The 14,903-nt window shown below is 67.1% G+C and carries 15 protein-coding genes; 9 read left to right on the top strand and 6 right to left on the bottom strand.

Annotation, left to right across the window (positions count from 1 at the left end; translation table 11 throughout):
- Window positions 1-128 precede the first annotated feature (128 nt).
- On the bottom strand, window positions 129-404 hold the full coding sequence (locus INR38_RS24470) for an H-NS histone family protein (RefSeq protein WP_013802280.1): 276 nt from the start codon (window positions 402-404) through the stop codon (window positions 129-131).
- Between the two features lie 505 nt (window positions 405-909).
- Between INR38_RS24470 and INR38_RS24465 the strand changes: the two genes are divergently transcribed.
- The 5 genes from INR38_RS24465 to INR38_RS24445 all read left to right on the top strand — a co-directional run bounded on the left by INR38_RS24465 (window position 910) and on the right by INR38_RS24445 (window position 7,257).
- On the top strand, window positions 910-1,197 hold the full coding sequence (locus tag INR38_RS24465; RefSeq protein ID WP_043782035.1) for a hypothetical protein: 288 nt from the start codon (window positions 910-912) through the stop codon (window positions 1,195-1,197).
- Window positions 1,198-1,825: 628 nt separating this feature from the next.
- Window positions 1,826-2,413: a (2Fe-2S)-binding protein gene (locus INR38_RS24460; RefSeq protein ID WP_013802282.1), complete on the top strand. Its 588-nt coding sequence runs from the start codon at window positions 1,826-1,828 to the stop codon at window positions 2,411-2,413.
- Entirely contained in the window at window positions 2,410-4,710 is a 2,301-nt protein-coding gene (locus tag INR38_RS24455) for a molybdopterin cofactor-binding domain-containing protein (RefSeq protein WP_207443449.1), read from the top strand. The genes INR38_RS24460 and INR38_RS24455 overlap by 4 nt, the downstream gene beginning before the upstream one ends.
- A 17-nt stretch (window positions 4,711-4,727) precedes the next feature.
- Window positions 4,728-6,059: a cytochrome c gene (locus tag INR38_RS24450; RefSeq protein WP_207443448.1), complete on the top strand. Its 1,332-nt coding sequence runs from the start codon at window positions 4,728-4,730 to the stop codon at window positions 6,057-6,059.
- A gap of 82 nt (window positions 6,060-6,141) precedes the next feature.
- Window positions 6,142-7,257: an acyl-CoA dehydrogenase family protein gene (locus INR38_RS24445; protein ID WP_207443447.1), complete on the top strand. Its 1,116-nt coding sequence runs from the start codon at window positions 6,142-6,144 to the stop codon at window positions 7,255-7,257.
- Between the two features lie 4 nt (window positions 7,258-7,261).
- On the opposite strand, the gene INR38_RS24440 is transcribed toward INR38_RS24445, so the two are convergent.
- Window positions 7,262-7,888 (bottom strand): TetR/AcrR family transcriptional regulator, encoded by a 627-nt coding sequence (locus tag INR38_RS24440; RefSeq protein ID WP_207443446.1) that lies wholly within the window; start codon window positions 7,886-7,888, stop codon window positions 7,262-7,264.
- Between the two features lie 142 nt (window positions 7,889-8,030).
- On the opposite strand from INR38_RS24440, the gene INR38_RS24435 reads away from it, so the two are divergent.
- The 3 genes from INR38_RS24435 to INR38_RS24425 are packed head-to-tail and all read left to right on the top strand — an operon-like array spanning window position 8,031 to window position 10,996.
- Window positions 8,031-9,086: a sugar phosphate isomerase/epimerase gene (locus tag INR38_RS24435; RefSeq protein WP_043820442.1), complete on the top strand. Its 1,056-nt coding sequence runs from the start codon at window positions 8,031-8,033 to the stop codon at window positions 9,084-9,086.
- Between the two features lie 39 nt (window positions 9,087-9,125).
- On the top strand, window positions 9,126-10,022 hold the full coding sequence (locus tag INR38_RS24430) for an alpha/beta hydrolase (protein WP_012205750.1): 897 nt from the start codon (window positions 9,126-9,128) through the stop codon (window positions 10,020-10,022).
- 2 nt (window positions 10,023-10,024) lie between these two features.
- A complete protein-coding gene (locus INR38_RS24425) occupies window positions 10,025-10,996 on the top strand; it encodes an alpha/beta hydrolase (protein ID WP_207443445.1) in 972 nt (323 codons plus the stop codon).
- A 17-nt stretch (window positions 10,997-11,013) separates the two neighbouring features.
- Here the strand turns inward: INR38_RS24425 and INR38_RS24420 are convergent, their stop codons facing one another.
- The 4 genes from INR38_RS24420 to INR38_RS24405 form a co-directional block, all read right to left on the bottom strand.
- Complete coding sequence (locus INR38_RS24420; protein ID WP_013802290.1) at window positions 11,014-11,223, bottom strand: DUF4287 domain-containing protein; 210 nt, start codon at window positions 11,221-11,223, stop codon at window positions 11,014-11,016.
- A 71-nt stretch (window positions 11,224-11,294) separates the two neighbouring features.
- The gene (locus tag INR38_RS24415) at window positions 11,295-12,206 is read right to left on the bottom strand and encodes a bestrophin family ion channel (RefSeq protein WP_017405160.1); all 912 of its coding nucleotides are present in this window, start codon (window positions 12,204-12,206) and stop codon (window positions 11,295-11,297) included.
- 173 nt (window positions 12,207-12,379) lie between these two features.
- Window positions 12,380-13,282, bottom strand: a complete 903-nt coding sequence (locus INR38_RS24410; protein WP_207443444.1) for a nitroreductase family protein — start codon at window positions 13,280-13,282, stop codon at window positions 12,380-12,382.
- A gap of 131 nt (window positions 13,283-13,413) precedes the next feature.
- On the bottom strand, window positions 13,414-14,316 hold the full coding sequence (locus INR38_RS24405) for a LysR family transcriptional regulator (RefSeq protein WP_207443443.1): 903 nt from the start codon (window positions 14,314-14,316) through the stop codon (window positions 13,414-13,416).
- A gap of 75 nt (window positions 14,317-14,391) precedes the next feature.
- On the opposite strand from INR38_RS24405, the gene INR38_RS24400 reads away from it, so the two are divergent.
- Window positions 14,392-14,903 (top strand): DMT family transporter (locus tag INR38_RS24400; RefSeq protein ID WP_207476001.1); only part of this gene is annotated, 512 nt, incomplete at its 3' end.

The following is a 14,903-nucleotide window of genomic DNA, read 5'->3' as shown; positions in this document are numbered from 1 at the left end:
TTCACCTGCGCGGCGTCTGGCTTTGGAAGCCCAAGCCCGGGCATTCAGGTGTGGCAGCAAGTGCCGCCAGAATGAAAAAAGCCTGCAGAGAACTGCAGGCTGTTTTCATGGAGGCGTTTATCCAGGCTTCAGATGGCGAACTGGGCGCGATCCTTGTCCTTGATCCAGGCAGGGGGCTTGCCACGGCCGGTCCAGGTGTCACCGGTTTCGGGATTGCGGAACTTGGGGGCCACGGTGGAGGGGGCGCGGCGTGCCGTGAAGATGTCGTCGGCAGTCAGGCCGTAATCCTGAACCAGACCGCGAATCTTGGCGATCACATCACTGACTTCTTGCTTGCGTGCTGTCTGGATCTGGGCCTCGAGTGCCTCGCGCTGTGCCAGAAGTTCTTTGTATGTGGTGTTCACGGTAGTTTGCCTTTCATGGATTGAAGCGCGAATATTAACGGTTTTTTAAGAACAAGTTTGCATGCTTTCGATCATTTTCTCCTATGACTGCCATTGGCCGTCCTGACCGTGTTCAAAATGACCGGTCAACGCCAGGTAAAGGCCATGTAAAGAGCCGGTAGTTATGGGGCGCTGTATGTTCCGGAGCCCTTCAAAATCCTGTATGCCCTCGCTTTCAGGTTTGAAGCGCGGTGGTTCACAGGAGTGAGTGACCGGCTGCGAAGGAGTTTGGGCTTATTGAAGGGGATGTGAAAGGCGATGCCGTGATCAAACTGCACCGCACATTGGAAATTCTTGAAACCCAGTCTGTACGCTGTTTGCCAACGGTTTTTTGCGTGGGGTTGTGGGGAGGGTGGCGAGCGGACTGCAAGCGAAAGATGAGGGTGCTGGTGGTCCCGTGACATCCTTCGCGAAAGACGCGCGTTTTTGCCTACAAAACTGTTTATTCATACAGTATGATGCGGCCATGAGCATCGATCAGATCGCCTTCGCACTCCCCGCAGTCCTTGCCGTCTGGCTGTCGCAGTCCCGTTCCGTTGCCCTGCGGCGGTGGGCCTGCCTTCTCGGCCTGGGATGCATGCCTTACTGGATATATGTGGCCCTGTTGGCCGGGCAGTGGGGCATGTTGGCCTTGGCAGGCGCCTTTGCGCTGGGCTGGCTCAAGGGGCTTTGGGTGCACTGGCTGGCACCTCGTCGGCGTGAGGCCGTGGGCTCGGGCCTGGGCACCATCCAGATCACGCCGGGCACCCGTTGACGGCTGGGCCGCTGGTCCGCGCCTTGTGTTCATCGATGCTGCAGGCGGGCGCGTGTTTTACGGGTGCTGTGCATGGCGTGCTCGGGAATTTCAAGCGTTCTCACTGGAATTTGATGCAGATAAAAGCCGAGTGTTTTGCTTGGTTGGTGTGATGGCCGGGCCGATGCGCCGGCTGCCAGGGTGGCCTGCTGTCTTTATGCCCAGCCGTGCATGGCTGCAAGACTGGGCCGGGGCCGTGATGCAAGGATTTCTGCCCTTTGTGCATTGTGGTGGTGCACATCTTTCGGGGCTTGGTGCAGGTTTCCGGATCGGCTGGTAGCGCTGTGTTTTTGTGGATATTTCCGATCTATATGGTGAGTTATGTGAGCAAAAAGCCACGGAGTTTGCGGGTCTGTGCAGGTCCTTGGATGGACGCTGGCTGGCAGTGATGGGCAAGTCCGAGGCATAGAATCGTTTGCATACAACAGGCAGTCATCTATCAGAGTTGCCTCTAAAAACCACGTGAAAACAGCCCACCCCGTTGGCGGTGGGCTTTCTTTTTCGGGCTTGGCCACGGCGAGCCCGTCGCCTGATTTTTCAGTGCGCACCTATGGTTTGCACCTGTTGTCAACCACAAGGTTTGCACACGATGAAATTCACTCTCAACCAACAAGAGGTCGAGATCCAGGGCGTGAGCCCTGAGACGCCGCTGCTTTATGTGCTGCGCAACGACATGCAGCTCAACGGTCCCAAGTTCGGCTGCGGCCTGGGCGAATGCGGCGCATGCGCCGTGCTGATCGACGGCAAGGTGGCCCGCTCCTGCTCCGTTCCCGTGAGCGTGGTCCAGGGCATGAAGGTCACGACGCTGGAAGGCCTGTCCCAGGACGCGACCCAGGCCGAGCACGCCCGCGTGGCGCGTGACTGGGAAGCAGCCCATCCGGCCGCCGTGCCGGGCATGCCTGCCGGCAAGCCGGCAGCCGATGCACAGGGCAAGGCCGTCTACCGACTGCACCCTGTGCAGCAGGCGTTCATCGACGAGCAGGCCGCCCAGTGCGGCTACTGCACCAACGGCATGGTCATGGCCCTGGTGGCCTTGTTCGACCACAAGCCCACGGCCACCGACGAGGAAGTCACCCAGGCCCTGTCCGGCCACCTGTGCCGCTGCGGCACGCATGTGGAAATCATGCGTGCGGCTGCTCGCGCCCGCGTGCTGATCGCCCAGGGAGGTGCAGCATGAGTGCATCCAACCCCCTTCAACTGACGCGCCGCAACCTGCTCAAGCTGGGCGGCATGGTCATGGTCAGCTCGGTGGCGGCCGCTGGCCTGGTGGCTGAAAGCACGGGTACGGCGCCCGCCGTGGCCGGCGCCTTCCCCATTCCCCCCATCGACCGGGTGAGCAGCTTCATCGCCATTGGCGCGGACGGCAGTGTCACGGCCTACCACGGCCACGTGGACCTGGGCACGGGCATCCGTACCTCGCTGGCGCAGCTGGTGGCCGATGAGCTCGATGTGGAGTTCGAGCGCATCACCATGGTGCTGGGCCACACGGGCCGCACGCCCAACCAGGGCCCGACCATTGCCAGCAACACCATCCAGGTGGATGCCATCCCCATGCGCAAGGCCGCCGCGCAGGTGCGCCAGCTGCTGCTGGGCCTGGCTGCCGAGAAGCTGCAGCAGCCCGTGTCCGCACTGACCACGTCCAAGGGCGCGGTGGTGGCCAAGGGCGGGCGACGCATCGGCTACGGCGAACTGGCCCAGGGCCAGGACCTGAACATTGCGCTGGACAAGGAAGTGCCGCTGCGCACCGGCGGCTTCAACTACATCGGCAAGTCCGTGCAGCGCGTGGACATTCCGGCCAAGGTGCTGGGCGCGCTGGCCTATGTGCACGATGTGCGCGTGCCCGGCATGCTGCACGGCCGCGTGGTGCGCCCGCCCTATGGCGGTGCCGATGCGTCGGCTCCGCTGGGCAGCAGCCTGATCTCTGTGAACGAGCAGTCGGTCGCTCATCTGCCGGGCATCGTCAAGGTGGTGGTGCAGGGCGATTTCGTGGGCATCGTGGCCGAGCGCGAAGAGCAGGCCATTGCCGCCATGCGCCAGCTGGAGGTGAAGTGGAAGGACTGGGCCGGCGTGCCCGACCTGTCGCTGAACGCCATGCACGACACCCTGGTCAAGCACGAGAAGACCGACCGCATGCTGCGCGAGGACGCGGGCATTGACGAGTCCTTCTCGGGCGCCAAGAAGGTGATCGAGGCCGACTACGTCTGGCCCTACCACCTGCATGCCTCCATCGGCCCGTCCTGCGCCGTGGCCGAGGTGTCCGCCAGCCAGATCCAGGTCTGGACCGGATCGCAGAACCCGCACGACGTGCGCAAGGACATCGCCACGCTGACCGGCATGGCAGCCGACCAGATCAATGTGACGCGCCTGGAAGCCTCGGGCTGCTATGGCCGCAATTGCGCGGACGACGTGGCATCCGACGCCGTGCTGCTGTCGCAGGCCGTGGGCCGCCCGGTGCGCGTGCAGCTGATGCGCGAGCAGGAAGCCGCCTGGGAGCCCAAGGGCACGGGCCAGCTGATCCGCGTGCGCGGCGGCCTGGACGAGAACCATGCCGTGCTGGGCTACGAACTCAAGACCTGCTACCCGTCCAACGACGCGGCGGCCCTGGCTCTGATCCTGACGGGCAAGGTGCCCAACAAGCCCAAGGTGCTGCAGATGGGCGACCGTACGGCCATCCCGCAGTACGAGTACCCCAAGATGCGCGTGGTCTCGCAGGATGCTGCGCCCATCGTGCGCGCGTCGTGGATGCGCGGCGTCTCGGCCCTGCCCAACGTCTTTGCCCATGAGTGCTGGATCGACGAATGTGCCTACCTGGCCGGTGAAGACCCGCTGGCCTACCGCCTGCGCTACCTGAAGGACCCGCGCGCCGTGGCGCTGACGCACGCTGCGCACAAGCAGGCCGGCTGGCAGGATGGCCCGGCCCACCGCAACCCCGCGCCGGCCGACCAGCGCCTGGTCAAGGGCCGCGGCTTTGCCTACGCCCGCTACTACCACAGCAAGTTCCCTGGCTACGGCGCGGCCTGGGCCACCTGGATCTGCGACGTGACCGTGGACCGCGAGACCGGCGTGATCAAGGTGGACAAGGTCTTCGTGGCCCATGACTGCGGCGAGATGGTCAACCCGGCCGGCGTTCGCCACCAGGTGCACGGCAACATCATCCAGTCCACCAGCCGCGTGCTCAAGGAGTACGTGACGTTCGACAGCAAGGGCGTGACCTCGCTGGACTGGGGTGGCTACCCCATCCTGCGCTTTGACGAGCTGCCCGAGATCGACGTGCAACTGGTCGAGCGCCCGGGCGAAGACCCCATGGGCGCGGGCGAATCGGCCTCCGTGCCCAGCGCCGCCGCTGTCTCCAACGCCGTGTTCGACGCCACCGGCGTGCGCCTGCGCGAAGTGCCGTTCACCCCGGCACGCGTGCTGGCCGCACTCAAGGCACAGGCTGCCGATGCAGCCCCGGCCGACAAGGCACAGAACTGAGAGCGGAGGACCGGAACATGCACACACTCAAGAAAATCACCCTCGGCGTGGTCGGCCTGGCCGCCGTGGCCGGCGCCGCGTTCTGGCTGGCCACGGGCCGCAGCGAAATCGCGCCCCTGCAGCAGATCCCGGTGCAGGAATTCAGCCAGCAGCAGATCGACCAGGGGCGCCGCCTGGCGCACATGGGCGACTGCGCTGTCTGCCACACGGCACCAGGCGGCCAGCGCAACGCAGGCGGCCTGGCCATGCCCAGCCCCTTCGGCACCATCTACTCGACCAACATCACGCCCGATGCCGAAACCGGCATCGGCCGCTGGTCGTACGAGGCCTTCGAGCGCGCCATGCGCCATGGCGTGGACCGCGAGGGCAACTACCTGTACCCCGCCTTCCCGTACACCGCGTTCACCCGCGTGACCGATGAGGACATGAAGGCGCTGTACGCCTTCCTGATGACCGAGCCGGCTGTCTCCAACGAGGCACCCAAGACCGCGCTGAACTTCCCGTTCAACGTGCGCCGTGGGCTGGCCCTGTGGAATGCGCTGTACCTGGAGCCGGGCGAGCAGCCCGCGCCCGCCAACCAGTCGGGCGAGTGGATTCGCGGCGCCTACCTGGTCGAAGGCCTGGGCCACTGCGCCGCCTGCCACTCGCCGCGCAACCAGTTCGGCGCCGAGAAAAAGGGGGCCGACCATCTGGCCGGCGCCTTCATCGACGGCTGGGATGCGCCCGCGCTCAACGACAAGGCCGTGGCTCCGCTGCCCTGGACGCGAGAAGACCTGGTCCGCTACATGCAGACCGGTTTCTCGGAGCGCCACGGCGTGGCCGCCGGCCCCATGGCGCCCGTGATCGAAGGCCTGTCCCACCAGTCGGCCGAGGACATCAACGCCATGGCCACCTACCTGATGTCGTACCGCAAGCCCGTGGCAGACGCCGCTGGCGCAGGGGACGCCCAGGCCCTGGTGAAGGAAAAGACCGAGGTTGCCAAGCTGCCGGTCGACGCCCAGGGCTACCGCCTGTACCAGGGCGCCTGCATGGCCTGCCACCGCGCCGATCCCAGCGGCGTGCTGGCCGGCAGCAGCTTCGGCGTGCGTCCCCAGCTGTCGCTGAACACCAACCTGTTCAGCGACTCGCCGACCAACGCCATCCATGTGGTGCTCAACGGCATCACGCAACCGGCGCGCCCGCAGCTGGGCACCATGCCTGCCTTCCGCCACAACCTCAGCGACGATCAGATCGCCACGCTGCTCAACACCATGCGCAGCCAGTACGGCCTGCAGCCCTGGGCCGGCCTGAGCGACAAGGTCAAGGCCCTGCGCGAGGAAACACGCCCCGGCAAGGTGGCGGCGCACTGAGCCTGCGCTGCGTCATCTGCGCAGCCTGTGCGCTGCGCTAGGATGGCAAGGGACCGCTGTGCCCACAGCGGTCCCTTTTTTTATGGTGACCCGCAAGATGACAAGCCACATACCCGATTTCCCCCTGCTGACCGGCGCCGACCGCCAATGGCTGGATGCACGTGCCCAGGCGCTGGATGCCGGCAACGGCGAGGCCACGGCCGCCGTCGTGCCCTATCTGGCCGAAGCCGGGCTGCTGGGCCACGGCTTGGCTGATGCCTTGGGCGGGCAGGGCGGCCGCGCCGGCGATGCCATCGAGGCGATTGCCCAGGTGGCCGCGCACTCCATGTCCGCCGCCTTTGCCTTCTGGGGCCAGCGCGTGCTGATCGAGATGCTGGCGAACACCGGCAATGCGGCCCTGCGCGAGCGCTGGCTGCCCGCGCTGCTGGCGGGCGAGGCGGCCGGTGCCTCGGGGCTGTCCAACATCATGAAATTCCTCAGCGGGCTGGAGGCTCTCAACATCCGCGCCACGGCCCGGGAAGGCGGCGGCTGGCTGCTCAACGGCAGCGTGCCCTGGTGCACCAACCTGCGCGGGCCGCGCTTTCTGGCCGCCATTGCCGTGGCGCGTGACGACGGCGCGCCGCCCATGATCGTGGCCCTGCCGTCCGATCGCCCCGGCCTGGAGCGCTCGCCGGATCTGGAGTTGATTGCCCTGCGCGGCACCAACACCGCCGCCTTGCAACTCAAGGACGTGGCCATCACCGAAGACGATCTGCTGGCCGAGCGCGCCGGCGGATTCCTGCCGCGTGTGCGGCCTGCCTTCCTGGGCATGCAATGCGGCCTGTCCATCGGCCTGGCGCGCGCGGCCTGTGCGCAGGCCGCCTCGCGCATGGTGCAGGGCGGGCATGTGCTGCAGCAGCCGCTGGACGATACCCGCAGCCATCTGGAGCAGGCGGTGGCGGCACTCAAGGCCGGTGTAGAGGCCGGCGATTTCGTGGAGGCGCCCGAGCGGCTTTTCGCGCTGCGCCTGGCCCTGCACGACTGCGTGCAGCAGGCCATGCAGCTGGAGCTGCAGACGGCCGGCGGCCGCGCCTACAGCCTGGATGCGGACGATGGCTTTGCCCGCCGCTGGCGTGAATCGGCCTTCATCCCCATCGTCACGCCCAGCGTGATCCAGTTGCGCGCCGAGCTGCAAAAACTGCAAAAGCTCGGCGCCTGACGGCTCAGCCCGCCTTGGCTGCGGGCTCCAGCGCCGGCTCCAGCGCCGTATCCAGCAGCAGCAAGGCGGTCTCCATCGCCGCCAGCAGCCGCTGGCGCGGCACGCCATCGCGGGCCTGCACGGAGATGCCGTGCAGTTGCGTGGCATAGAAATCCCCCAGCGCCTGCACGTCGGTGCCGGCGCGCAGCTCGCCTTCATCCAGCGCGCGCTGAAGGCGGTCGATCAGGGACTGCGTGCGCTGGCGGCGGTGTTCGGCCAGCCAGGCGGCGACTGCCTCGTTTTCCTCGGCGCAGTTGGTGGCGGCGGTGACCACCATGCAGCCCAGCGGATGGGCATCGTCCGTGTAGGTGGCCACGGCATCGCGCAGCACGCGGGCCAGGGCGTCGCGCACGCGCGGCTCCTGGGCCATGGCGCGGTCGGCAAAGCCGCCATCACCGGCCTCGTAGCGCTGCACGGCCTCGCGGAACAGGTCCTGCTTGCTGCCGAAGGCCGCATAGATGCGCGCTGACGCAATGCCCAGCGCCTGCACCAGGTCGGCCATGGACGTGCCCTCGTAGCCGCGCCGCCAGAACGCCAGCATGGCGCGCTCCAGCGCCTGGTCTCGGTCAAATTCCCTGGGTCTTCCGGCCATCTTCCTCATCCTTCTCAACAGTCAGGGCGGCATCTTAGCGGCGCCGTGATGCTGTCTTGCATCGGCTTCGCAAAAGCAGCCGCATTGGCGTGATACTATTCTTTGTCGATCAACAAACAATAGCTCAACGCAAGGAAACCACATGCAGACCATCAAGGGCCCCAGCCTTCATCTGGCGCAGTTCGCCGACAACAAGGCACCGTTCAATTCCCTGGAAGACATCGCACGCTGGGCGGCCGGCGTAGGCTTCAAAGGCCTGCAGATTCCCGCCTGGGACCAGCGCCTGTTCGACGTGGCCACGGCCGCCAGCAGCCAGACCTATTGCGACGATGTCAACGGCATGCTGGCCTCGCACGGCCTGGTGGCCAGCGAGCTGACCACGCACATCTTTGGCCAGCTCGTGGCCGTGCACCCGGCCTACGACGCCATGTGCGACAGCTTTGCGCCCGAGGCGCTGCGCGGCAATCCGGCCGCACGCACGGCCTGGGCGCTGGAGCAGCTCAAGCTGTCGGCCAGTGCATCGCGCCGCATGGGGCTGAGCGACATGGGCACGTTCTCGGGCTCGTTCGCCTGGCCCTATCTGTTCCCGTTCCCGCAGCGCCCGGCCGGCCTGATCGAAACCGCCTTCGAGGAGCTGGCGCGCCGCTGGCGCCCCATCCTCGACGCGTGCGACGAGCAGGGCGTGAACCTGTGCTACGAAATCCACCCCAGCGAAGACCTGCACGACGGCACCAGCTTCGAGCGCTTCCATGAACTGGTGGGCCAGCACGCGCGCTGCAAGATCCTGTTCGATCCCAGCCATTTCGTGCTGCAGCAGCTCAACTACCTCGACTACATCGACATCTACCGCGAGCACATCCGCATGTTCCATGTGAAGGATGCGGAGTTCCTGCCCAGCGGGCGCCAGGGCATCTACGGCGGCTATTCCTCGTGGCTGGAGCGGGCAGGGCGCTTCCGTTCGCTGGGCGACGGGCAGGTGGACTTCAAGGCCATCTTCTCCAAGTTCGCCCAGTACGACTACCAGGGCTGGGCCTCGCTGGAATGGGAGTGCTGCCTCAAGGACCAGGAAGACGGTGCGCGCGAGGGCGTGGACTTCATCAACCGCCACATCATCCGCGTGACCGACAAGATCTTTGACGACTTCGCCGGCGCCCCCGTGGACCAGCGCCAGATCAACGCGATGCTCGGCATCGCCTGAGCACGCCCGCAGCCAAAGAACCTCAAAAAGAAGCAAACAATGAACGCTTTCACATCGAACGCCCTGCGCAAGCAGGAAGACCAGGCCTGCGAGTTCTCGCACGACTACGTGCGCATCGACGGCCGCCGCATCCACTGCATCACGGCCGGGCAGGGCGCGCCCGTGCTGCTGATCCCGGGTTGGCCCCAGACCTGGTATGCCTGGCGCCATGTCATGCAGGCACTGGCGGCGCAGGGCTTCCAGGCCATTGCCGTCGATCCGCCGGGCACGGGCTTTTCGGACCGGCCCGACACCGGCTACGACACGGGCTCCATCGCGCTGACCCTGCACCGCACCATGCTGGCGCTGGGCCATGAGCGCTACCAGGTCGCCGGCCACGACGTGGGCATGTGGGTGGCCTATGCGCTGGCCAGCGACCAGCCGCAGGCCGTGCAGTCCCTGGCGCTGACCGAGGCCGTGATCCCTGGCCTGGCGCCCGAGCCCAGCATCTTTGCGCCGCCAGAGCAGAACATCTTCCTGTGGCACTTCATGTTCAACCAGCTGGCCGACCTGCCCGAGACCCTGATCGCGGGGCGCGAGCGTGCCTACCTGGAATTCATGTTCAACCGCTGGTCGCTGCGGCGCGACCGCGTGGCCGTGGATGTCTATGTGGATGCCTATGCGGCGCCCGGTGGCCTGCGCGGCGGCTTTGCCTACTACCGCGCCATTCCCGAAACCATTCGCCAGAACCGCGAGCGTGCGCTGCGCCCGCTGGCCATGCCCGTGCTGGCCATTGGCGCCGAGCATGCCACGGCCGATGCGCCGCTGGCCACGCTGCGCGGCCATGCCGATGACCTGTCGGGCGTGATCGTGCCGGGCTGCGGCCACTTCATCATGGAGGAAGCCGCCGAGCCCTTCATCGCCGAGCTGCTGCCCTTCCTGCAAAGGACGCTGTGACCATGGGCCTGGACGCTGACATTGCGCGCTATCTCGCCGAGCTGGCGCAGGCAACCCAGGCCGCGGCCCCGCCCACGCTGGCGGCGCTGCGCGAGGCCACCGACGCCGGGCTGCGCGCCTTGCACGGCCCGGCCGAGGCCGTGGCCCGCACCGAAGACTTCACGCTGCCCGCGCGCGACGGTGCGCCGCTGCGCGTGCGCATCTACCGGCCGCTGGCCTCGGACACACCCACGCCCCAGCCCGCCCTGGTCTTCGCCCACGGCGGCGGCTGGTGCCTGGGTTCGCTGGAGGTCTACGACAACCCCTGCCGCGCATTGGCCGCGGCAACGGGCGCCGTCGTGGTCTCGGTGGATTACCGGCTGGCGCCCGAGCACCGCTTTCCCGGGCCGCTGCATGACTTCTGCGATGCCATTGCCTGGACCTTTGAGCAGGCCGATGCGCTGGGCCTGGACAGCAGGCGCATCGGCGTGGCCGGAGACAGCGCGGGCGGCAACCTCGCGGCCGCTGCCTGCCTGCTGGCGCAGGAAAAGCAAGGCTGGGGAGCGGCGGGCGCACCGGCCATCGCCCACCAGCTGCTGCTGTACCCGGCACTGGACGCGGCCATGGATTCGCCGTCGTTCCAGCAGTTCGGCGAGGGCCACTACCTCACACGTGCGGCCATGGAGTACTGCTATGGCGCGTACCTGGGGGATGAGGCACCGGGGCGGCAAGAACTTGTCTCTCCGCTGCGCGCGGAACACCTGGCAGGCCTGCCCCAAGCCACGGTGATCAGCTGCGAATACGACCCGCTGCGCGACGAGGCCGAGGCCTATGCGCAGCGGCTGGCCCAGGCAGGTGTTGCGGTGAAGTTAGTGCGCCTGCCCGGCATGGTGCACGCCTGCATGCACATGCTGGGGCTGGCGCCGGCATCACGCCGCCTGTTTGACGAAGCGGGTGCCGCCGTGCGCCAGGCTTTCGGCACGGCCATCGGCTGAGGGTTGCTGGGTGCAGGTCAGGCCTGTGCCAGGAACACGGCCACCAGCGCATTCGCATGGCCGTGCCCCATCTGGTGCTGGGCCTTGAGCCAGCCCACCAGTTCCATGTGCTTGCGGGTGTCCTGCTGTTGCAGCAGATCCATCCAGTGCGCAATCGGCTGGCCGTAGGTTTTCTCGATGGAAGGGAAATACGAGGCCGGTCCCTTGACCTTGCTTGTCTCCGTCATGGCGCGTGTCCTTTTTCTGTGATGCGGGTGGCAGATTGTGCCGCTGGCGCTGTCCGGGCCGGCAGGCAGGGTCAGGTCAGAAACAGCACATCCTTGTGCTGCGGCGCAGGCGGCAGCACCTCGCCGGTCAGCTCGCGCAGCGTGGCCTCGATCATCTGCGACATGGCGTCCAGCGCCAGGTCGTTGGGCGCCGTGCCGAAGGGCTCCTCCAGCTCGGCGCCCAGCGCCTCCAGCGCGAAGAAGGTGTAGGCGATGAAGGCCACGATCACCGGCGTCATGAAGCCGATGGAATCCACCAGGCCGAAGGGCAGCAGCAGGCAGTACAGGTAGATGGTGCGATGGATGATCACCGCGTAGGTGAAGGGAATCGGCGTGCCCGCAATGCGCTCGCAGCCGCCCAGAGCCTCGCCCAGCTTGCACAGCGGCGCCTCCATGGCGGGCACCAGCACGGGTTGCAGGCTGCCGTCTTGGCGGCGCGCCTGCAGCCATTCGCCGGCCATGAGCAGCAGCACGGCAGGCTTGAAGCGCGCCGTGGCCAGGCGTTCGCAGTCGGCGGCGGGCAGCAGGCGGCGCATGTCGGCCGCGGCATCGGTGCCGCGCAACTGGTGGCGCAGCGCGTGCACGAAGGCCGCCAGCACCATGGCCAGGGCCGGGGCGTGCTGCGGTGCATCGGTCAAGGTCCGGGCCTGGCGCACCAGGGAGCGCGTCTCGTTGAGCAGGGTGCCCCACAGCGTGCGCGCCTCCCAATAGCGCGCATAGCTGGTGCTGTTGCGAAAGCCCAGGAAGATGGCCAGCGTCAGCCCGATCAGCGAAAACGGCACGAAGTTCAGCGGCACCTTCCACGCAAACAGCTGGCCGTGCAGCGCCGTGACCAGCACGGCGAACAAGGTGGCGGCCATCAGCTGGGGCAGGATGTCGGGCAGCACCGAGCCGCGCAGCACGAAGAGCATGCGCAGCCAGTGGGGGCGGGGCCGGATGATCATGAAAGCTTGTTCCGTGATGGAAAAGAGGGAGCAAGAGGATGCAAGAGGGCGCAGCAGCCCCGCAACTCTAACCGCCCCGCGCAGTCAGTGCGCCACCTGCGCGCCACCTGCGCGCCACCTGTGCGCCACTTATGCGCCACTTATGCGCCACCCCGCACGCGCCGGCTGCGGCTTCAAAGATCGCTGCCGTGGCTGTCGTGGTTGCCGTCTGGCTGGAGAAGGGCCTGTGCCGTGACCGCCGCTGCCTGCTCCGCCTGCCATGCCGTGCGCATGGAAGAGGGCGCCACCGTTGCGCGCGGGGATGGCTGGCTGGTGATGGTGCCCAGGCTGATGAAGCCGGCCAGGTGCTCGCCCTCGCGCAAACCCAGCGCTGAATGCAGGGCCGGGTCAAAACAGCGCTCGCCACTGAGCACGATGGCACCAAAGCCCAAATGGTGGGCGGCATTGAGGAAGTTGCCCAGTGCTGCGCCCGCAGCCAGCCATTGCTCACGTACCGGCACGCGCGAGCGCGGCTGGGGCGAGATGATGAAGGCGATCAGCGCCGGGGCGCGCGTTGCATGCTCGCGCGCACGGCGGATATCGTCGGCCGGGGCCAGCGGGTCACGGCGCAGTTTTTCCTGCTCGAACAGAGCAGCCAATGCTGCACGCTGATGGACTGGAAACTCCAGAATGCGCCAGGGATGCAATGCACCATGATCTGGTGAACATAGCGCCGCCTCGATCATCAGGTCCATGTCGCCGCTGTCCGGCCCCGGCATGGCCAGCCGCCTGGGCGAGACGGAGCGCCGCGCCAGCAGGGGCGCCAGGCCCGCCCGCTTGCGCGTGTCGGCAAAGCAGTGCTTGAGTGCATCCACCGCCTGGGCGAACTGCCGGGCCCAGGCCAGCACCTGTTCGCCTTCCTGCGTGAACCCCTGGAAGGGCCGGCCCGCACGCACCAGCGCGTGGCCGAACTCCGCCTCGGCCGAGCGTATGGCCTGGGCCAGCGCGTTGTCGGAGATGCCGCAGGCCTGCGCTGCGCGCGCCCAGTCACGCTCGCGGTCCAGGGCCAGCAGATGGGGGATGTATTTTTGCGTCAAGTCGGTTCTCCAGCGCGGGCCTGCAGGTGCGCCCAATCAGGTTGCGGTAAATGGCCGGTGGATGATTTCATTATGTTTTCAAGAATACAGCGAAATGCGTGCGCAGAATGCTTGCCGAACCTCGCCAGGCGTCAGGCCTTGGTCAGTTCCTGAGGTGCCTGGCCCAGCGTCGCAATCAACTGCCCGTACATGGCATCCACGGCCGCCGAGCCCTGCGAGGCCTTGCTGCGCAGGGCCGACACTTGCATGGACACCAGCGGCGGCAGCTCGAAGCCGGCCGGCAGGTTCTGCAGCACCTGCAGGTGCGGGGGCACGCTGCAGCGCGTGAACACGGCCACGGCCAGGCCGCTTTCCACAGCGGCCAGCTGGCCGGCAAGGCTGGAGCTGTGATAGACCACGCGGTGCGCGCGCCGCTGGGCCGCCAGGCTGGACAGCGCCGCCGTGCGCGCCAGGCTGGCGGCCTCGTAGACGGCAATCGGCAGGGGGTTCTTCCTCCACACCTCGTGCTGCGGCGCGCCCACCCAGACCAGGGGCTCGTGGAACAGCAGGCGCCCGCGCTGGGGCCTGTCGCGCGAGACCAGGGCCAGGTCCAGCGTGCCGCGCACCACCTGCGGGATCAGCGCGGTGGACTGCTCGCAGGTCAGCTCGATCTCCACGCCCTGGTAGCGGCCTGCAAAGCTGCGCAGCACGGGCGTCAGATAGGTGGATGCGTAGTCGTCCGGCACGCCCAGCCGCACGCGCCCGGACAGGTCGGGGCCGAACAGGGCCGCCTGCGCCTGGGCCTGCAGCTCCAGCATGCGCCGCGCATAGCCCAGCAGCTCCGCGCCTGCGGGCGTGAGCTGCAGATGGCGCGGGCCGCGCAGCAGCACGGGTTGGCCCAGGGCGGTCTCCAGCTTCTTGATCTGCATGCTCACGGCGGCCTGCGATCGGTGCAGCAGCGGCGCGGCAGCCGACAGCGAGCCCGCATCCACCACGGCCACCAGGGCGCGCAGCCAGTCGATCTGCAGGTCGGGGTGGTTCACGGCACGCTCCATGGATTCGAATATCGAATACTAAACCTGCAAACTATTTGCTTTACGAGAATTTCCTGCCACGAGACGATCGCGGCCATGCAAGACAGAACCCATTCCTTACAGGCCGCATCCGTAGCCTCCACCGCGCCCGCTCCCACGCCCGCACAAGCCGCTCCCACAGCGCAGGAGACACGCGGCCAGTGGCTGATGATTGCGGGCGGCGTGCTGCTGGGCACGGTCGGCATATTTGTGGAAGAGGCCCGCCAGCACCCGTTGGTCACCGTGCTGTTTCGCTGCGCCTTCGGCGCGATGGCGCTGCTGGCCTGGGGCCTGGCCACGGGCCGCATGAGGGAGTTGCGCGTGCGCGGCAGGAGCTGGCCGGTGGTGGTGGCCACCGGCGTCCTCATGGTGATGAACTGGGCGCTGTTCTTTGCCGCCATACCGCGCACCTCCATTGGCGTGGCCACCATCGTGTTCCACATCCAGCCGGTGTGGATCATGCTGTTCGGCACCCTGGTGCTGCGCGAGGCCGTGGCACCACGGCAGGTGGCGGCCATGCTGGCGGCGTTGCTGGGACTGGTGTTGACCACGGGGCTGCTGGGTGGCGA

The organism is Delftia sp. SD018, from assembly GCF_017355445.1.
Classification (GTDB): Bacteria; Pseudomonadota; Gammaproteobacteria; order Burkholderiales; family Burkholderiaceae_C; genus Comamonas; species Comamonas acidovorans.
Note: the sequence above shows the minus strand (reverse complement) of the source record. Positions and strands in the feature narration are given on the sequence as shown.